Consider the following 18,037-nt stretch of genomic DNA (forward strand, 5'->3'; position numbering starts at 1 on the left):
GGCGCCTTCGCGGGCGCCCTCTTGCGTGGGGCTCCGTCTCAGATCTTGCGACGGTCGTCGCCGAGACTTCCTTTCCGCTCATTTGCCCCCATCCTGTCCAGCCGATAGGCTTGTCTATTGGCCCGGATTTCCCCGCACTGCCCCTCCCCGCTCGAAGGCACCCGATGGCGCTGGACTACATCCGCATCCGCGGCGCGCGGACGCACAATCTCAAGAATCTCGATCTCGACCTCCCCCGCGACAAGCTGATCGTCATCACCGGCCTGTCCGGCTCGGGCAAGTCGTCGCTGGCGTTCGACACCATCTACGCCGAAGGCCAGCGCCGCTACGTCGAGTCGCTCTCCGCCTACGCCCGGCAGTTCCTGAGCGTGATGGAGAAGCCGGACATCGACCACATCGAGGGCCTGTCGCCGGCGATCTCGATCGAGCAGAAGTCGACCTCGCACAACCCGCGCTCCACGGTCGGCACGATCACCGAGATCTACGACTACCTGCGCCTGCTGTACGCGCGCGTCGGCACCCCGCGCTGCCCGGACCATGGCTACCCGCTGGAGGCGCAGACGGTCAGCCAGATGGTCGACCAGGTGCTCGCGCTCGACGCCGAGCAGCGCTACATGCTGCTGGCGCCGGTGATCCGCGAGCGCAAGGGCGAGCACGCGCAGGTGTTCGAGCAGCTGCGCGCGCAGGGCTTCGTGCGCGTGCGCGTGGACGGCGAGCTGTACGAGATCGACGCGGTGCCGGCGCTGGCGCTGCGCCAGAAGCACACCATCGAGGCGGTGATCGACCGCTTCCGCCCGCGCGAGGACATCAAGCAGCGCCTGGCCGAGAGCTTCGAGACGGCGCTCAAGCTGGGCGACGGCATGGCCGCGGTGATGTCGCTGGACGATCCCAAGGCGGCGCCGCAGCTGTTCTCCTCCAAGTATTCCTGCCCGGTCTGCGACTACTCGCTGCCCGAGCTGGAGCCGCGCCTGTTCTCGTTCAACGCGCCGATGGGCGCCTGCCCGTCCTGCGACGGCCTGGGCGTGGCCGAGTTCTTCGACCCGGCCAAGGTCGTGGTGCATCCGGAGCTGTCGCTGTCGGCCGGCGCGGTGCGCGGCTGGGACCGCCGCAACGCCTACTACTTCCAGCTGATCGCCTCGCTGGCCAAGCACTACAAGTTCGACGTCGACGCGCCGTGGCAGTCGCTGCCCGAGCAGGTGCGCAAGGCGGTGCTGTACGGCAGCGGCGAGGAAGTGATCACCTTCACCTACTTCACCGAATCCGGCGGCCGCACCCAGCGCAAGCACCGCTTCGAGGGCATCATCCCTAACCTGGAGCGCCGCTACCGCGAGACCGAGTCGCCGGCAGTGCGCGAGGAGCTGGCCAAGTACATCAGCGAGCAGCCCTGCGCCGAGTGCCGCGGCGCGCGCCTGAACCGCGCCGCGCGCAACGTGTTCGTCGCCGACCGGCCGCTGCCGGAGATCGTGGTGATGCCGATCGACGAGGCGCTGTCGTTCTTCCGCGAGCTGAGCCTGCCGGGCTGGCGCGGCGAGATCGCCGCCAAGATCGTCAAGGAGATCGGCGAGCGGCTGGGCTTCCTGGTCGACGTCGGCCTGGACTACCTCACGCTGGAGCGCAAGGCCGACACCCTGTCCGGCGGCGAGGCCCAGCGCATTCGCCTGGCCTCGCAGATCGGCGCCGGCCTGGTCGGGGTGATGTACGTGCTCGACGAGCCGTCGATCGGCCTGCACCAGCGCGACAACGAACGCCTGCTCGGCACGCTCACCCGCCTGCGCGACCTCGGCAACACCGTGATCGTGGTCGAGCACGACGAGGACGCGATCCGCCTGGCCGACCACATCCTGGACATCGGCCCCGGCGCCGGCGTGCACGGCGGCGAGATCTGCGCGCAAGGCACGCTGCAGGACATCCTCGCCTCGCCGCGCTCGCTGACCGGGCAGTACCTGTCCGGCAAGCGCCAGATCGAGATCCCCAGGCAGCGCCACAAGCCGAACCCGAAGATGACGCTGCACCTGCGCGGCGCCACCGGCAACAACCTCAAGAACGTCGACCTGGACATCCCGGCCGGCCTGCTGACCTGCGTGACCGGCGTGTCCGGCTCGGGGAAGTCGACGCTGATCAACGACACGCTGTTCGCGCTGGCCGCCAACGAGATCAACGGCGCCTCGCACCCGGTGGCGGCGTACCGCGAGGTCGAGAACCTGGACCTGTTCGACAAGGTCGTGGACATCGACCAGTCGCCGATCGGCCGCACGCCGCGCTCCAACCCGGCCACCTACACCGGCCTGTTCACGCCGCTGCGCGAGCTGTTCGCGCAGGTGCCGGAGGCGCGCGCGCGCGGCTATTCGCCCGGCCGCTTCAGCTTCAACGTGCGCGGCGGCCGCTGCGAGGCCTGCCAGGGCGACGGCATGATCAAGGTCGAGATGCACTTCCTGCCCGACGTGTACGTGCCCTGCGACGTCTGCCACGGCAAGCGCTACAACCGCGAGACGCTGGAGATCCTCTACAAGGGCCACAGCATCAACGACGTGCTGGAGATGACCGTCGAGGACGCGCTCAAGCTGTTCGAGCCGGTGCCGGCGATCGCGCGCAAGCTGGAGACGCTGGTGGACGTGGGCCTGAGCTACATCAAGCTGGGCCAGAGCGCGACCACGCTGTCCGGCGGCGAGGCGCAGCGCGTCAAGCTGTCCAAGGAGCTGTCGCGGCGCGATACCGGCCGCACGCTGTACATCCTCGACGAGCCGACCACCGGCCTGCACTTCCACGACATCGAGGCGCTGCTCGGCGTGCTGCACAAGCTGCGCGACGAGGGCAACACGGTGGTGGTGATCGAGCACAACCTGGATGTGATCAAGACCGCGGACTGGATCGTCGACCTCGGCCCCGAGGGCGGCCACCGCGGCGGCACGATCCTGGTCGCCGGCACGCCCGAGGACGTGGCGGCGCACCCGCAGTCCTACACCGGCCAGTTCCTCGCCAAGATGCTGCCGTCGATCGCCGCGCGGCCGGGCAAGCCCGCCGCCGTCGCCAACAAGCCCGAGGCGCTGCCGCCGCGCAAGGCCAAGGCCGAGAAGGCGCCCGCCAAGAAGACCCCACCGAAGAAGAAAGCCGCACGATGAGCGAGAACACCCCCAAGATCCTGGCGCGCGTCCCGATCAGCGTGCGCTGGCGCGACATGGACAGCATGGGTCACGTCAACAACGCCAAGTACATCTCCTACCTGGAGGAGGCGCGCGTGCGCTGGATGCTGGGCGTGCCGGGCGTGTCGATGAGCGACCGGATCGCGCCGGTGGTGGCCGCGACCAACGTCAACTACCGCCGCCCGATCGTGTGGCCGGACGACATCCTGGTCGAACTGTTCGTCGAACGCCTCGGCAACAGCAGCGTCACCATCGGCCACCGCATCGTCGACCAGAAGGACGAGTCGGTGCTGTACTCGGACGGCAACGTGGTGGTGGTGTGGATGGACACCCAGACCGGCAAGAGCGCGCCGCTGCCGGAGGCGGTCCGCGCGGCGTCGAGCTGAACACAGCCACCAGGCATTTTTGTGGGGGCGGCCTCAGCCGCGATGAGGCCTCCCCGATAAGCCGCTCCCACAGGAAACGCGCGTCGCCTACGGCGCCGCCTTGCGCACTTCCAGTTCGCCGAGCACCTCGCGCCCGTCGCGCAGCTTGAACGCCACCGGCAGCCGCTCGCCCTCGCGCAGCGGCTGCTTCGCCTGCATCAGCATCAGGTGCAGGCCGCCCGGGCGCAGCTCGGCCTTGCCGCCGGCCGGCAACGGCAACGCCTCCACCTCGCGCATCCGGTTCACTCCGTCGACCTGCGTGGTCTCGTGCAGCGACACGTCGCCGAAGGCCGGGCTCGATGCCGATACCACCTCGGCCTGCGCCTTGCACGCGTTGGCGAAACGCCCGAAGCCGGCACTCATCGGCATCGCCGCGTTGGCGGGCAGGCGGACCCAGCCGCCCTCGAAGCGCGGCAGGCACTGGGGCGCGGCGTGGGCCGCGAACGAGGAGGCCAGGAGCCATCCGGCGACGAGCGCGAGGGTCGTTTTCATGCCGACTATCATAGGCAGACCGCCAGCCGGAGCAACGCATGAGCCTCGAGATCCTCGACCACGGACCGATCCGGGAGATCCGCCTGGCCCGGCCGCCGGCGAACGCCCTGGACACGGCGCTGTGCCGCAGCCTGGCCGCCGCGGTCGCGCAGGCCCAGTCCGAAGGCAGGCACGGCATCGTGCTGTCCGGCGGCGAACGCATCTTTTCCGGCGGGCTGGACGTGCCGCACCTGCTCTCGCACGGCGCCGACCGCGGCAAGCTGCTGGACAGCTGGAGCGCGTTCTTCGCGGCCGCGCAGGCGCTGGCGGACTGCGAAGTCCCGGTCGCCGCCGCGCTCACCGGGCATGCGCCGGCCGGCGGCTGCGTGCTGGCGCTGTGCTGCGACTACCGGGTCATGGCGCGCAGCGTCGATCCGGCGCGTCCCTACGCGATCGGCCTGAACGAGGTGCAGGTGGGACTGGTGGCGCCGGAAGGCATCCAGCGCCTGCTGCGGCGCGTGGTCGGCGCGCACCGCGCCGAGCGGCTGCTGGTCGCCGGCGAGATGGTGCCGGCCGAACGCGCGGCGCAGATCGGCCTGGTCGACGAGCTGGCCGACGGCGAGCAGGTGGTCGCGCGCGCCGTCGCCTGGCTGCAGGCGCTGCTGAAGCTGCCGCGCGAGCCGATGCTGGCCACGCGCGCGATCGCCCGCGCCGATCTGCGCGAGGCGCTGGCGCCGCAGCACATCCGGCTGGACCGCTTCGTCGAGGCCTGGTACGCGCCGAACGCCCAGGCCGCGCTGAACGCGCTGGCGGAACGGCTGCGCAAGGGGTGAGCGCCCCGCCGGTATAATTCGCGGCCACGCTGCCCAAGATCCCGTCCCTTGTCCGACAACGTCGTCACCGTCGTCTCCGAACTGATCAGCCTGCTCTCGCTGGAGCGGCTGGAAGACAACCTGTTCCGCGGCGAGAGCCGCGACATCGGCACCAAGTACGTGTTCGGCGGCCAGGTGCTGGGCCAGGCGCTGGCGGCGGCGCAGGCGACGGTCGAGAACGGCCGCCGCGCGCACTCGCTGCACGCCTATTTCCTGCGCGCCGGCGACATCGAGCACCCGATCGTCTACGACGTGGACCGCACCCGCGACGGCGGCAGTTTCTCGGTGCGCCGGGTGACCGCGATCCAGCACGGCAAGGTGATCTTCTTCTGCGCCGCCTCGTTCCAGGAAGAGGAGCCGGGCGCCGAGCACCAGGCCAAGATGCCCGTGGTGCCGCCGCCGGAGGACATCGAGCAGACGCCTCCGGTCGCGCCGGAGGTGATGGCCAAGCTGCCGCCGAAGGTGCAGCGCTGGCTGACCCGCGGCGGCCCGTTCGAGTTCCGCCACGTCTATCCGCGCGACGAACTCAACCCGCCCAAGCGCCCGCCGTTCCAGCAGATGTGGCTGCGCCTGAACGAGCCGGTCGGCGACGACGTCGGCCTGCACCAGGCCTTGCTGGCCTACGCATCGGATTTCCAGTTGCTGGGCACGTCCACGTTCCCGCACGGCATCAGCTACTACACGCCGAACGTGCAGATGGCCTCGCTCGACCACGCGCTGTGGTTCCACCGCCCGTTCCGCACCGACGACTGGCTGCTCTACTCGCTCGACAGCCCGACCGCGCAGGGCTCGCGCGGGCTGGCGCGCGGCCAGTTCTTCACCCGCGACGGCGTGCTGGTCGCCAGCACCACCCAGGAAGGCCTGATCCGCGTCGTGCGCGACGGCAGCGCGGCATCGGTGCCGGCCAAAGACTGAGAGCGATCCCCGAACGATGCGCAAGATCTTCAGCAGCCAGCGCGTGGAAACCGCCGAAGGCGTGGCGCAGTTGCTGCGCGACGCCGGCATCGAGGTGCGGGTGAGCAACGGCCGCTCCTACCAGAGCAAGCGCAGCGGCCAGTTCAGCTACCTCGAACAGGGCAACGCGCAGAACTATCCGTCGGTCTGGGTCGTGCACGCCAACGACCAGGCACGGGCCCGCGAGATCCTGCGCCAGGCGCGCCTGCTCGACACCACGCGGCGCGACCTGCCCGATGCCGATTACGGCTTCGCCGGGCTGCCCGGCGCCGGCCAGCCGCCGCGCGCCAACTGGGCCTGGCGCATCAGGATCGCGCTGCTGGCGGTGATCGGCGCGATCGCGCTGTTCATCGCATTGCGCCATCGCGCGCCCCCGGCACCGGCCGCGCCCTCGCCCCCGCCGGTGGCCGCGCCGGCGCAGCCGCCGCAACAAGCTCCGCAGCCGCAGGCCCCGCAGCAGGGCGAGCAGGAACAGCGGGTCCGGATCGAACCCACCCGCTAGCCAGGGCTTGTGCCCGGGCGGTCACATCCGCCGCCCGGCTGCGTCATGATCGCGTACGGAACGGAGCGCGCCCATGAACGCCCAGACGCTGGACCTGATGCTGCAACGCGACCTGCCGATCGCCCGCAGCGGCTGCCCGCAGGCCTATGGCCGGATCGTGGCGGCCTGCCAGAACACGGTGACCGCCATCGCGCTCGCGATCACCCGCGACGTGCAGGCCAGCGAGGACATCGCGCAGGAGGCGTTCCTGCGCGCCTGGCAACAGTTGTCGCGGCTCAACAACACGGCCAGCTTCATGCCCTGGCTGCGCCAGATCACCCGCAACCTGGCGCGCGACTGGTTGCGCGCCCATCGCCATCGGCCGATGAGCGGCGAGGCGGCCGAGATCGCCATCGGCATGGCCGCCGATCCCGGCCCTTCGCCGGCGGACCGCCTGCTGCGGATCGAAGAGGAAACCGTCGCGGCCGACATCATCTCCGCGCTGCCCGAGGACAGCCGCGAGGCCTTGCTGCTGTACTACCGCGAAGGCCAGCGCTCGCAGCAGGTCGCCGACCTGCTGGGCCTGAGCGACGCGGCGGTGCGCAAGCGCCTGTCGCGGGCGCGCGCCATGGTGCGCGAGGAACTGCTGCAGCGCTTCGGCCGCTTCGCCTGCGGCAGCGCGCCCGGCGTGGCGTTCGGCCAGGCATTGGCCCTGGCGGTCGCCACCGCCAAGCCCCCGCTGGGCCTGGGCGTGGAAGCGGTCGGCGCCGGCCTGGGCGCGGGACTGGCGGCCAAGTCATTGCTCGGCACCGGCGCGGCAAGCGGTACCGCCGTGCTCGGCGGGCTGCTGGGCGGCATCGCCGGCGGCGGCATCGTGTTCTGGCTGTGCAGCCGCCTGCTGTTCTCCTATACCGAGACCGAGCAGGAACGCCTGCAGGTGTGGCGCGCCTATCGCCGCTACATGGTCCACGCCGCGATCGCGGTCGCGGCGGCCGCCGCGATCGGGCTGCTCACGCACGGCCCCTGGCCGCTGGCGCTGGCCATGCTCGCCGGGCTGGTGGTGCTCAACTACGACCTGATCGTGACGGTGCCGAGGGTGATGGCGCCCCTGCTCGCCCGCGATGCGGCGCGCGCGCCGCAGACCGCCGGGCGCCGCCAGCTGGTCTATCGGCTCAACTTCGGAACCAGCGGCCTCATCGTTTCCAATACCGGCGTCGTGCTGATGGCCTTGCCGCTCCTACTGAACAGGGCGGTCTGAAACCAGGCAACCGAGCAATAACGATGTAGGAGCCGCTTCTGCGGGAGCCGCTCCGGGTGGCCCAGGGCCATCGGCCGCGATGAAGCGCTACCGGCAAAGCCTCATCGCGGCTGTCGCCATGCCTGCGGCGGGCAGGCGCGGCATGGGAAGCCTGCGCCTTCCGCCTTTTCAAGCCTTGCGCGTGCCCAGGTAGGCGGCGACGGCCTTGCGCAGGCGCGCGATGCCGTCGGCCATCTCGGCGTCGGTGATGTTCAGGGCCGGCACGAAGCGCAGCACGTCCGGGCCGGCCTGCAGCGCCAGCAGGCCCTGTTCGGCGGCGGCATCGAGGATCGCGCCGGCCTGGCCGGCATGCGCCGGCGCCAGCACCGCGCCCAGCATCAGGCCGCGGCCGCGCACCTGCGTGAACATGCCGCTTTCCTTGCCTATCGCCTCCAGCGCGCTGCGCAGCGCCTGCGCCTGCCGGCTCACGTTGCTCGCGATCTGCGGCGAGGCCAGCTTGCGCAGCGACACGCGCGCCACCGCCGCCGCCAGCGGATTGCCGCCGAAGGTGGTGCCGTGCGCGCCGAACTGCATGGTCTCGGCCACCTTCGGCCCGGCCAGCATCGCGCCGATCGGGAAGCCGCCGCCCAGGGCCTTCGCCAGCGTCACGATGTCCGGCGTGACCTGGTCCTGCCAGTGCGCGAACAACGTGCCGGTGCGGCCCATGCCGCACTGGATCTCGTCCAGCACCAGCAGCGCGCCGTGGTGGTCGCACAGCTCGCGCACGCGTTGCAGGAAGCCCGGCTTGGCCGGCATCACGCCGCCCTCGCCCTGCACCGGCTCGATCATCACCGCGGCGACGTCGCCGGCGGCCATCGCGGTCTCCAGCTGGACCTCGTCGTTGAAGTCCACGTAGCGGAAACCGCCCGGCAGTGGCTCGTAGCCCTCCTGGTACTTGGGCTGCGCGGTGGCGGTCACCGCGGCCAGGGTGCGGCCATGGAAGCTGCCGCGGAAGGTCACGATCACCCGGCGGTCGGGCGTGCGCCCCTGGCTGGCGGCCCACTTGCGCACCAGCTTGATCGCGGCCTCGTTGGCCTCGGTGCCGGAGTTGCACAGGAACACCTTCCGCGCAAAGCGCGAGGCGTTCACCAGTTCCTCGGCCAGCCGCAGCGGCGGCTCGCTGTAGAACACGTTGCTGGTATGCCAGAGCTTGCCGGCCTGCTCGGTCAGCGCCGCGACCAGGTCGGGATCGCCATGGCCCAGGCCGCATACCGCGATGCCCGCGGACAGGTCCACGTACTCGCGGCCCCGGTCGTCCCACAGCCGCGATCCCTGGCCTCGCTCCAGCACCACCTGGCGCGGGCGGTAGACCGGCAGGTAGTAGTGCGCAAGGGACAGCGGGGAATCGGTCGTGGTGCTCATGGCGGTAGGGATGGCTCGGGAAGTCGCCCGGAAGCGGGCCTGGCATTCTCGCGCATTCGCCGGCCCGCGGCACATGGCTTGCGCACCGGTCCGGGCGCCTGCCGCGCCGGCCGCAGCGCGCATCCCGGCGCGCGCGGGCAGCCGGGTTCAATCCAGGAACAGGTCCGGCAGCAAGGGCGCGTCGGGATCGACCGCGTAACCGGAGAAATCGCGCGTCCCGGCTTCCGCCAGCACCTGCTCGTCGATCAGGAACCGGCCGCTGAACCCGGCCGCGGGCCGGGTCAGCACCGCATGTGCGGCGTCGGCGACGATCTCGGGGCGGCGGCCGTTGCGGGTATCCACGCCGGGGATCATGTTCAACGCATCGGTGGCGATCAGCGTGCGCGGCCACAACGCGTTGACCGCCACGCCTTGCGGCCCGAACTCGGCGGCCAGGCCGATCGTCACGAAGCTCATGCCCATCTTCGCCAGCGTGTAGCCGGTGTGCGGGGCCCACCAGCGCGGATCGAGCGAAGGCGGCGGCGCCAGCGTCAGGATGTGCGGATTGGCCGCCTGCAGCAGATGCGGCAGGCAGGCCTGCGCGCACAGGAAGGTGCCGCGCGCGTTGACCTGCTGCATCAGGTCGAAGCGCTTCATCGGCGTGTCGAGCGCACCGCGCAGCCAGATCGCGCTGGCATTGTTGACCAGGATGTCGATGCCGCCGAACGCATCGACGGTGGCTTCCACCGCCGCGCGTACCTGTTCCTCCTCGCGGATGTCGCATTTCAGCGCCAGGCCCTGCCCGCCGGCCGCCATCACCGCCTCGGCCGCGGAATGGATGGTGCCCGGCAGCTTGGGATTCGGCACCGACGACTTGGCCGCGATCGCGACGTTGGCGCCGTCGCGCGCCGCGCGCAGCGCGATCGCCAGCCCGATGCCGCGCGAGGCACCGGTGATGAAGAGGGTCTTGCCTGCGAGCGTGGCCATCGGGAAACCTCGGGATTCGGGATTCGGGATTCGGGATTCGGGATTCGGGATTCGGGATTCGGGATTCGGGAGAGCATCTTTGCCTGGCCTTGGCTGTCAAGCGATTCGATGCTTTCTCTGCCGTTCTTTGGCTTTCTTGTGGGAGTGGCCTCGGCATGCCGGGGCCGTTCAGTCCCGACGGAGGGCCGACAAAGCCCATCGGGACCGAAGTCCCTCCTGCGGCGGCCATTCTCCCGATGCAGGCTCTTCCGGGCCCCGGTCCCGGGCCCCAAGCCCAACTTCAAGGCTTCGGCCCCTGCCCTTCGTTGTCCTCCCAATGCAGGATGCGCCGGGTGACGAAGCGATAGACCGGCTTGCCGCTGGCGAACCACAGACTGCGCACCCAGGAATGCCGCCTGAGCAGGCGCTTCTCGACCGGCGTCAGCGCGTCGCCGCAATACATCCGCTTGTGCTTGAGCAGGTGGCGCAGGTCCTCGCGCGCGAGCAGGCGCATCCAGCGCGAGCGTGGATGGCCACGCACCGCCAGCTGGAAGTCGATCAAGGCCGGGCTTCCGTCCTCCAACACCAGCCAATTGGCCTCCTTGGCCAGGTCGTTGTGGGCGATCCCGCGCCGGTGCACCTGCTGCAGCAAGCGGCGCGCGGCACGGAAGTAGGCCAGGTCGCCGCGCGGCGGGCGCTGGTACATCGCCTGCCCCGCCATGAAGCTGCGGTCCAGCCAGGTGCCGTCCCAGCCCAGCAGGCGCGGCGTGGCGGGCATGCCGTCGAGCTGGCGCAGGGCCGAGGCCTCGCGCCGCGCCAGCCACCAGGCGGGGACCCGCAACCACCATGGCGAAGCGCTCAGGTCGCGCCGGACGAAGGTCCCGGACGGCCCGCGCACCAGCAGGATGCGGCCGAAGCTGTCGGACTTGAGCGCGGAGCTGTCGGGAGGCAGGGGCTTCATCGGGACATTCTAGGCGCTCGCCCCGGCTTTCCCGCCGGAGGCTCGCCGCTCCGGGCGCCAGGAGCGCATCGCGGCGGCCGTGAACTTCCGGCCGCGCGCGCACTCCAACGTCGTTCCAGGCCACGAGCCCTCCTCCCTGCCGGCCCCCTCTGGGCTCCGGCCAGACAGCAACGACGCCCGCCTATAATCGCCCGATGAATTCATCATGGATCGACACCACGCTGGAGTGGATCGGCAACCACCCCACTCTGGCGGGTGCGGTCATCTTCGCCATCGCCTTCAGCGATGCCGTCATCATCCTGGGCGCGATCGTGCCGGCGCTGCCGCTGCTGTTCGCGGTAGGCGTGCTGATCGGCCTTGGCCAGATCAACGGCCCCTATGCGGTCGCCTGCGCCGCCCTCGGCGCCTTCTTCGGCGACGCCCTGAGTTACTGGATCGGCCATCGCTGGGGCCACCGGCTGCGCGGGATCTGGCCGTTCAGCCGCTACCCGCAGTTGCTGGACCGGGGCGAGGTCCTGTTCAGGCGCAACGCCTTCAAAAGCATCCTGGTGGCCCGCTACGTGGGTGCGATCCGTCCCTTCGTGCCCGCCATCGCCGGCATGGCGCGCATGCCGCTGCGGCGCTATGCCCTGGCCAGCGGCATGGCCTGCATCTCGTGGGCCGTGCTGTTCCTCGCCCCCGGCTGGGTGCTGGGCCAGGCCTACGACGCCGTCGCCGCGGTCGCCGGCCGGCTGTTCGTGGTGGTGGCGCTGCTGCTGGCGGTGCTCGGCCTGGTCTGGGCGGGCGTGCTGTACGGCTACCGCTGGTCGGCCGCGCACCTGGATGTGCTGCTCGCTCGCCTGCTCGACTGGTCGCATCGCCATCCGCTGATCGGCAACTGGTCCGGCGGCGTGCTCGATCCGCGCCGGCGCGAGTCGGTGCCGCTGGCGGTGCTGGCGGTGATGCTGCTGTTGCTCGGCTGGGGCTGGTTCGTGCTGCTGATGGTCGTGCTCGCGCACGGCGAGCCGCTCGGCCTCGACCTGGCCGTGCACGATCTGATGCTGGCGCTGCGCAACCCGCTCGCCGACTACCCGATGGTGGCGCTGGCCTCGCTCGGCGACTGGCAGGTGCTGGCCCCGGCGATCGCGGTCGCGATGGGCTACCTGGCCTGGCGGCGGCGCTGGATGTCGGTGCTGCACTGGCTGGCCGCGCTCGGTTTCGGCCTGGCCCTGACCAAGCTGCTCGGCACCACCGTGCACGTGGTGCGTCCGCCCGCGGCCAGCAGCGGCTTCGGCTTCCCGTCGGTGGCGGTGACGATGGCGACGATCACCTTCGGCTTCTTCGCGGTGCTGGTCGCGCGCGAGCTGCCCGGCCGCAACCGGGTCTGGCCCTACCTGGTCTGCGGCGCGATCGTCTCCGTGATCGGTTTCGCCCGCCTCTACCTCGGCGCGCACTGGCTCAGCGACGTGGTCGGCGGCATGTTGTTCGGCGTGTTCTGGCTGTTGGTGCTGGGCATCGCCTACCGCCGCCGCTTCAATCGTTCGTTCTGGGTCAAGCCGGTGTCGTGGCTGTTCTATGGCAGTTTCCTGCTCGCGGCGGTGGTGTTCGCGCCGCGCAACCTGGAACGCAAGCTGGCCAAGTTCGAACCGCCGCCGCCGATCCCGGTCGCGCTGCAGGCCGATGCCTGGTGGCAGCACGAGTGGCGGCAACTGCCGGCCCGCCGCAACGAGTTCGACGACGACCAGCGCTGGCCGCTGGACGTGCAGCTGGCCGGCCCGCTGCAGCCGCTGCAGCGGCAGCTGCAGGCGCAGGGCTGGCGCCTGCAGCCGCAGGCCGGCTGGGAGCAGGCGCTGCAGGTGCTCAATGTCGGCGCCACGCCGGACGAGGTGCCGGTGTTGCCGGCCACGCTGGACACCCAGGTCGAGTCGCTGCTGATGGTGCGCCGGGGCGAACGCGGCGACGAACTGCACGTATTGCGCCTGTGGCCCGCCGCGGCGCGGCTGCAGCCGGGCGACGTGCCGCTGTGGCTGGGCAGCACCCAGACGCTGCATTACAGCCGCCACTTCAGCCTGATCGGCCTATGGCATCCGATGCGCGGCGTCGATCCGGCGCTGCAGGCGTTGCGGCAATCGCTGGGCGGGCTGCCGCACCGGATCGAACAGCGCCCGAACTCGGATGTGCCGCTGTTGTTGATCGATGCCCGTTAGATTCGGGATTCGGGATTCGGGATTCGGGATTCGGGATTCGGGATTCGGGATTCGGGATTCGGGATTCGGGATTCGGGAAAGCATCTTTGCCTGACTTTGGCTGTCAAGCGATTCGATGCTTTTCGCAGGTTTCTTGCTTCCCGCTTTACTGTGGGAGGGATTTCAGTCCCGACAGGGTTTTACCGGCCATCTGTCGGGACTGAAGTCCCTCCCACACCGACACCCAGTCCGAAGCGGGCCTGTCGCTCTTCCGGATCCCGGGCCCCGGCTTCAAGGCATCCACGCCAGCAGCTGCTCCAGCCGCTGGTGCGGGTCGTCCATCTGCAACAGCGCGAGCCGCTGTTCCTCGGCCAGCGGCAGCAGTTCGGCCAGTCGCCAGCCGACCCAGGCGGCCTCGTCCAGTTGGGCCGGGCCGACCGATGCGTACTCGCCGCCGACCTGTTCGAGCATGTGCCCCAGCACCGTCGCGAGCAGGCCGTGCTCGGGACGCAGTTCGTCGTCGCTGTCCGGCTCGCACCACTCCACTTCGCCCACGACCAGGCCGTTGTCGCGCACCCGCGTGCGCACGACGTGGAAGCGCCGGGCGCCGCGCAACTTCAACACCAGCACGCCGTCGCCGCCGACGTCGAAGTCCTCGATCCTCGCCTCCACCCCGTACGCCGCCGGCGTGGCCGGCGCGCCGACCTCCTCTCCCTCCAGGATCAGACATACGCCGAAGCCGCCACCGTTGCGGCCGCACTCGCGTACCAGGTCCAGGTAGCGGCGCTCGAACACCCGCAGGCCGATCGCCGCGCCCGGCAGCAGCACGCAATGCAGCGGGAACAGCGGCAGCGTCGCGACCGCCTCCACCATCAGGACAACCGCTCCAGCAACCGGCGCGGCGCGCCGTCGAAGCCGCCGTTGGACATGAACACCACGTGGTCGCCGGCGCGCACCTGCGCGGCCAGCGCATCCAGCAGCGCATCGACGTCCGTCACCGCCTGCGCCTGCCCGCGCACCTGCGCGACCACCTTGCCGGCGTCCCAGGGCAGTTCCGGCCGCGCCAGGAACACCACCGCATCCGCCGCATCCAGCGACGGCGCCAGCGCCTGCGCGTGCGCGCCGAGCCGCATCGAATTGCTGCGCGGCTCCATCGCCACCACGATGCGGGCGTCGCCGACCCGGGCGCGCAGGCCTTCCAGCGTGGTGCGGATCGCGGTCGGGTGGTGGGCGAAGTCGTCGTAGACGGTGATGCCGCGCGGCTGCCCGAGCACTTCCAGGCGGCGCTTGACGCTGCGGAACTCGCGCAGCGCCGGCATCACCCCGGCCGGATCGACGCCGACCGCATGCGCGGCCGCGAGCGCGGCCAAGGCGTTGAGCACGTTGTGGCGGCCGAGCAGCGGCCATTCCACGCGGCCGATCTCCACGCCGGACTTCAGCACCACGAACATGCTGCCATCGGCCTCGACCAGGCGCGCGCTCCACTCCATCGCGGGATCGAAGCCGAACCGCTCCACCGGCGTCCAGCATCCCATCGCCAGCACTTCGGCCAGGTTCGCGTCCTCGCCGTTGACGATCAGGCGGCCGTTGCCAGGCACCGTGCGCACCAGGTGGTGGAACTGGCGCTGGATCGCGGCCACGTCCGCGAAGATGTCGGCGTGGTCGAACTCCAGGTTGTTGAGGATCGCCACCTTGGGCCGGTAGTGCACGAACTTGCTGCGCTTGTCGAAGAACGCGGTGTCGTACTCGTCGGCCTCCACGACGAACTCGCGCCCCTTCCCCAGCCGCGCCGACACGCCGAAATCCTCGGCCACGCCGCCGACCAGGAAGCCGGGCTCGCGCGCCGCCGCCTGCAGCAGCCAGGCCAGGATCGTCGTGGTCGTGGTCTTGCCGTGGGTCCCGGCCACCGCCAGCGTGTCGCGGCCCGGCAGCACCCGCTCGGCCAGCCACTGCGCGCCGGAGGTGTAGCTGCGGGCGTCGTCCAGCACCGCCTCCACCGCCGGGTTGCCGCGCGAGAGCGCGTTGCCGATCACCACCTGGTCGCAGTCGGCGGCGATGTTGCCGGGCGCGTAGCCCTGGGCCAGCGCGATGCCGAGTTTCTCCAGTTGGGTGGACATGGGCGGGTAGATCGCCTGGTCGCTGCCCTCCACCTGCACGCCCAGCTCGCGCGCCAGCGCCGCCACGCCGCCCATGAAGGTGCCGGCGATTCCGAGGATATGGATCTTCAAAACGGTACTTCCGTAGTCATTCGCGCCACTTTAGCCGAGCCCGGCCGATCCGGCACCGCCCGCCGGCCTCGCGGCGCGGCTCTCGCTCCGCCGGAAAAGCGCTCGCCGGCGCATCAGGGAAATCTGACAAATTGTCAGGAACTCCCTGATATCGCCAGGGCGCATTCATCGACACAATCCGTTACGCCAGTCGCAGTATCCCATTCGGTCCTACTCCCCAAGAGGCCATCCCCAAGGGAGCTCATGCTGCGGGGGCCCTGAGCAAGCCCTGTCACTGGCTCTTACAACAAACCCCGGTCTGCCAGGCAGCACCGGGGTTCTTTTTTGCGGCTTCGGCCGGCCGGCGGCGGCCTGCGCCTGCCGGTCGACCGCGCAGCCGGGACATGGTCCCGGCACGCAGCGTCAGCGCTTGATCGCCGCCATGATGCGGTCCAGCACCTCGTCCAGCGAGCCCACGCCGTCCACGCGCGCCAGGGTGCCGCGCTGCTCGTAGAAACCGATCACCGGCGCGGTCGAGTCGTTGTAGACCTGCAGGCGCTTGCGCACCGACTCGGGATTGTCGTCCTCGCGGCCTTCGGCCTTGGCGCGGCCGGCGATGCGCTCGACCAGCAGGTCGGTCGCGACGTCCAGTTGCACCACCGCGTCGAGCGGCTGGCCGATCTCGGCGAGCAGCTTGGTCAGCGCGTCGGCCTGGGCCAGGTTGCGCGGGTAGCCGTCGAGGATGAAGCCCTTGGCCGCATCGGGCTGGCCCAGGCGCGACTTGAGCATGCCGAGCAGGATGTCGTCGGACACCAGCTCGCCCCGCGCCATCACTTCCTTGGCCTGCAGGCCGAGCGGCGTCCCGGCGGCGACTTCGGCACGCAGCAGGTCGCCGGTGGAAATATGCGGAACCTGCAGCTTTTCCTTCAGGCGTGCCGCCTGCGTCCCCTTGCCCGAGCCGGGTGGCCCCAACAGAACCAATCGCATCAATGTGACTCCATAGGTGAAAACCAGGGGGCGGCGCGCGGCGTTAGACTCATCGGCATCGCCTACGTTGCACCGCAATGTCGCCCAGCTTACCGCATCCGGGCAATGTCCCGGCAATGTCCCCTTGACCCAGGAGCTGCACCCACATGGCCCAAGGCACCCTGCTGTATGCCCAGTCCGGCGGCGTCACCGCCGTCATCAACGCCACCGCTGCGGCGGTGATAAGCGAGGCCCGCGCGCGCAAGGTCAAGGTGCTGGCCGCGCGCAACGGCATCCTCGGCGCGCTGCGCGAGGAGCTGATCGACACCTCCAGGGAATCGATCGCGGCGGTCCGGGCGCTGGCCCACACCCCGGGCGGCGCGTTCGGCTCGTGCCGCTACAAGCTCAAGTCGCTGGAAGCCGACCGCGCCAAGTACGAGCGCCTGCTGGAGGTCCTGCGCGCCCACGACGTGCGCTGGTTCCTCTACAACGGCGGCAACGATTCGGCCGACACCGCCTGGAAGGTCTCGCAGCTGGCCGAGGCGTTCGGCTACCCGCTGCACTGCATCGGCGTGCCCAAGACCATCGACAACGACCTGGCGATCACCGACACCTGTCCCGGGTTCGGCTCGGCGGCCAAGTACACCGCGGTCTCGGTGCGCGAGGCGGCGCTGGACGTGGCCGCCATGGCGGAGACCTCGACCAAGGTCTTCATCTACGAAGCGATGGGCCGCCACGCCGGCTGGCTGGCCGCCGCGGCCGGATTGGCCGGGCAGTCGCCGGACGAGGCGCCGCAGGTGATCCTGCTGCCCGAGCGCCCGTACGACGAGGCCGCCTTCCTGGCCCGGGTGGATGCGGTGGTGAAGAAAGTGGGCTGGTGCGTGGTGGTGGCCAGCGAGGGCATCCATACCGCCGACGGCCGCTTCGTCGCCGATGCCGGCGGCGGCACCGACGCGTTCGGCCATGCCCAGCTCGGCGGCGTCGCCTCGTTCCTCGCGCAGCGGGTGAAGCAGCAACTGGGCTACAAGGTGCACTGGACGTTGCCCGACTACCTGCAGCGTTCGGCGCGCCACGTCGCGTCGAAGACCGACTGGGAGCAGGCGCAGGCGGTCGGCAAGGCCGCGGTGCAGTACGCGCTGAAAGGCATGAACGCGGTGATGCCGGTGATCGTGCGCACCTCCGACGCCCCCTACCGCTGGAAGATCGAACCGGCGCCGCTGAGCAAGGTCGCCAATGCCGAGCGCAAGATGCCGGCCAATTTCTTGAGCAAGGACGGCTTCGGCATCACCGAACGCGCCCGCCGCTACCTCGCGCCGCTGATCAAGGGCGAGGCCCCGCTGCCCTACGGCAGCGACGGCCTGCCCAAGTACGTGGCGTTGAAGAATGTCGCGGTGGCCAAGAAGCTGCAGGCTTGGGAAGGCTGATCGTCGTGCCGTAGGCATAGCCGCCGTTCCCGCACGAGTGTTCCTGGGCGTACCGACGGCCAGGTCGTTGCTTCGGGCTTGCCTTCCGCTTTCCCGGGGCCCATGCGGACGACGGTAAAGATGCCAAGCTTCGCCCCATGCCCTCATCCGCCCTTCGGGCACCTTCTCCCGCGAGCGGGAGAAGGAAAGCGCGGGGATGCTCCAGCTCGACATCGAGCCCCCCCCTTCTCCTGCGAGCGGGAGAAGGAAAGATCCAGGTCGTCGAACGGAATGCGTGGGGCTAACGGGGACTGGAGCCCGTGCCACAACGACCATCGCGCCGGCGCCGTGGTCGCAGCGATCGACGGCGCATGGAATTCCCGATCCC

The 18,037-nt window shown here is 70.3% G+C and carries 15 protein-coding genes; 8 read left to right on the forward strand and 7 right to left on the reverse strand.

Going from position 1 to position 18,037, the window contains the following annotated elements; translation table 11 throughout:
* The first annotated feature begins 170 nt into the window (after positions 1-170).
* Together uvrA and FD678_RS10885 are read left to right on the forward strand one after the other, a co-directional pair.
* Positions 171-3,119, forward strand: coding sequence for an excinuclease ABC subunit UvrA (uvrA, locus tag FD678_RS10880; RefSeq protein WP_218569698.1), 2,949 nt, complete (start codon positions 171-173; stop codon positions 3,117-3,119).
* Complete coding sequence (locus FD678_RS10885) at positions 3,116-3,526, forward strand: acyl-CoA thioesterase (RefSeq protein ID WP_140722908.1); 411 nt, start codon at positions 3,116-3,118, stop codon at positions 3,524-3,526. The genes uvrA and FD678_RS10885 overlap by 4 nt, the downstream gene beginning before the upstream one ends.
* 87 nt (positions 3,527-3,613) lie before the next feature.
* Here the strand turns inward: FD678_RS10885 and FD678_RS10890 are convergent, their stop codons facing one another.
* Positions 3,614-4,057 carry a copper chaperone PCu(A)C gene (locus FD678_RS10890; RefSeq protein ID WP_218569648.1) on the reverse strand — a complete coding sequence of 148 codons (444 nt, stop codon included), beginning with the start codon at positions 4,055-4,057 and terminating at the stop codon, positions 3,614-3,616.
* 38 nt (positions 4,058-4,095) lie between these two features.
* Here FD678_RS10890 and FD678_RS10895 point away from each other — a divergent pair, with 38 nt between their 5' ends.
* The 4 genes from FD678_RS10895 to FD678_RS10910 all read left to right on the forward strand — a co-directional run bounded on the left by FD678_RS10895 (position 4,096) and on the right by FD678_RS10910 (position 7,601).
* Positions 4,096-4,869: an enoyl-CoA hydratase/isomerase family protein gene (locus FD678_RS10895; RefSeq protein WP_140722914.1), complete on the forward strand. Its 774-nt coding sequence runs from the start codon at positions 4,096-4,098 to the stop codon at positions 4,867-4,869.
* Positions 4,870-4,917: 48 nt separating this feature from the next.
* The gene (tesB, locus tag FD678_RS10900; protein ID WP_140722917.1) at positions 4,918-5,823 is read left to right on the forward strand and encodes an acyl-CoA thioesterase II; all 906 of its coding nucleotides are present in this window, start codon (positions 4,918-4,920) and stop codon (positions 5,821-5,823) included.
* A gap of 16 nt (positions 5,824-5,839) precedes the next feature.
* Positions 5,840-6,364 carry a putative signal transducing protein gene (locus FD678_RS10905; protein WP_140722920.1) on the forward strand — a complete coding sequence of 175 codons (525 nt, stop codon included), beginning with the start codon at positions 5,840-5,842 and terminating at the stop codon, positions 6,362-6,364.
* A 73-nt stretch (positions 6,365-6,437) separates the two neighbouring features.
* Positions 6,438-7,601, forward strand: a complete 1,164-nt coding sequence (locus FD678_RS10910; RefSeq protein WP_140722923.1) for an RNA polymerase sigma factor — start codon at positions 6,438-6,440, stop codon at positions 7,599-7,601.
* Positions 7,602-7,769: 168 nt separating this feature from the next.
* Here FD678_RS10910 and FD678_RS10915 read toward each other — a convergent pair whose 3' ends face one another.
* From FD678_RS10915 to FD678_RS10925, 3 genes are all read right to left on the reverse strand, one after another.
* Complete coding sequence (locus FD678_RS10915; RefSeq protein WP_140722926.1) at positions 7,770-9,002, reverse strand: acetylornithine transaminase; 1,233 nt, start codon at positions 9,000-9,002, stop codon at positions 7,770-7,772.
* A 147-nt stretch (positions 9,003-9,149) separates the two neighbouring features.
* Entirely contained in the window at positions 9,150-9,968 is an 819-nt protein-coding gene (locus tag FD678_RS10920) for an SDR family oxidoreductase (RefSeq protein WP_140722929.1), read from the reverse strand.
* Positions 9,969-10,248: 280 nt separating this feature from the next.
* Entirely contained in the window at positions 10,249-10,908 is a 660-nt protein-coding gene (locus tag FD678_RS10925) for a serine/threonine-protein kinase (RefSeq protein ID WP_140722934.1), read from the reverse strand.
* 194 nt (positions 10,909-11,102) lie between these two features.
* Here FD678_RS10925 and FD678_RS10930 point away from each other — a divergent pair, with 194 nt between their 5' ends.
* Positions 11,103-13,094 (forward strand): bifunctional DedA family/phosphatase PAP2 family protein, encoded by a 1,992-nt coding sequence (locus tag FD678_RS10930; protein WP_140722937.1) that lies wholly within the window; start codon positions 11,103-11,105, stop codon positions 13,092-13,094.
* A 270-nt stretch (positions 13,095-13,364) separates the two neighbouring features.
* Here the strand turns inward: FD678_RS10930 and FD678_RS10935 are convergent, their stop codons facing one another.
* The 3 genes from FD678_RS10935 to FD678_RS10945 form a co-directional block, all read right to left on the reverse strand.
* Positions 13,365-13,946, reverse strand: coding sequence for an LON peptidase substrate-binding domain-containing protein (locus FD678_RS10935; RefSeq protein WP_140722941.1), 582 nt, complete (start codon positions 13,944-13,946; stop codon positions 13,365-13,367).
* Positions 13,946-15,301 carry a UDP-N-acetylmuramate:L-alanyl-gamma-D-glutamyl-meso-diaminopimelate ligase gene (mpl, locus tag FD678_RS10940; RefSeq protein ID WP_218569649.1) on the reverse strand — a complete coding sequence of 452 codons (1,356 nt, stop codon included), beginning with the start codon at positions 15,299-15,301 and terminating at the stop codon, positions 13,946-13,948. The genes FD678_RS10935 and mpl overlap by 1 nt, the downstream gene beginning before the upstream one ends.
* Positions 15,302-15,703: 402 nt before the next feature.
* On the reverse strand, positions 15,704-16,267 hold the full coding sequence (locus FD678_RS10945) for an adenylate kinase (protein WP_140722944.1): 564 nt from the start codon (positions 16,265-16,267) through the stop codon (positions 15,704-15,706).
* A 146-nt stretch (positions 16,268-16,413) separates the two neighbouring features.
* On the opposite strand from FD678_RS10945, the gene FD678_RS10950 reads away from it, so the two are divergent.
* The gene (locus tag FD678_RS10950; protein ID WP_140722947.1) at positions 16,414-17,670 is read left to right on the forward strand and encodes a 6-phosphofructokinase; all 1,257 of its coding nucleotides are present in this window, start codon (positions 16,414-16,416) and stop codon (positions 17,668-17,670) included.
* Positions 17,671-18,037: the final 367 nt, after the last annotated feature.

This window comes from Pseudomonas sp. Hp2 (genome assembly GCF_006386585.1).
GTDB classification, from domain to species: Bacteria; Pseudomonadota; Gammaproteobacteria; order Xanthomonadales; family Xanthomonadaceae; genus Pseudomonas_S; species Pseudomonas_S boreopolis.

Excerpts from the sequence above, each read along its gene's own strand:
- FD678_RS10890 (WP_218569648.1), bottom strand. The coding sequence starts at position 4,057 with ATGAAAACGACCCTCGCGCTCGTCGCCGGATGGCTCCTGGCCTCCTCG.
- FD678_RS10920 (WP_140722929.1), bottom strand. The coding sequence starts at position 9,968 with ATGGCCACGCTCGCAGGCAAGACCCTCTTCATCACCGGTGCCTCGCGC.
- FD678_RS10905 (WP_140722920.1), top strand. The coding sequence starts at position 5,840 with ATGCGCAAGATCTTCAGCAGCCAGCGCGTGGAAACCGCCGAAGGCGTG.
- FD678_RS10950 (WP_140722947.1), top strand. The coding sequence starts at position 16,414 with ATGGCCCAAGGCACCCTGCTGTATGCCCAGTCCGGCGGCGTCACCGCC.
- FD678_RS10945 (WP_140722944.1), bottom strand. The coding sequence starts at position 16,267 with ATGCGATTGGTTCTGTTGGGGCCACCCGGCTCGGGCAAGGGGACGCAG.
- FD678_RS10895 (WP_140722914.1), top strand. The coding sequence starts at position 4,096 with ATGAGCCTCGAGATCCTCGACCACGGACCGATCCGGGAGATCCGCCTG.
- FD678_RS10925 (WP_140722934.1), bottom strand. The coding sequence starts at position 10,908 with ATGAAGCCCCTGCCTCCCGACAGCTCCGCGCTCAAGTCCGACAGCTTC.
- FD678_RS10930 (WP_140722937.1), top strand. The coding sequence starts at position 11,103 with ATGAATTCATCATGGATCGACACCACGCTGGAGTGGATCGGCAACCAC.
- FD678_RS10915 (WP_140722926.1), bottom strand. The coding sequence starts at position 9,002 with ATGAGCACCACGACCGATTCCCCGCTGTCCCTTGCGCACTACTACCTG.
- FD678_RS10885 (WP_140722908.1), top strand. The coding sequence starts at position 3,116 with ATGAGCGAGAACACCCCCAAGATCCTGGCGCGCGTCCCGATCAGCGTG.
- FD678_RS10935 (WP_140722941.1), bottom strand. The coding sequence starts at position 13,946 with ATGGTGGAGGCGGTCGCGACGCTGCCGCTGTTCCCGCTGCATTGCGTG.
- FD678_RS10910 (WP_140722923.1), top strand. The coding sequence starts at position 6,438 with ATGAACGCCCAGACGCTGGACCTGATGCTGCAACGCGACCTGCCGATC.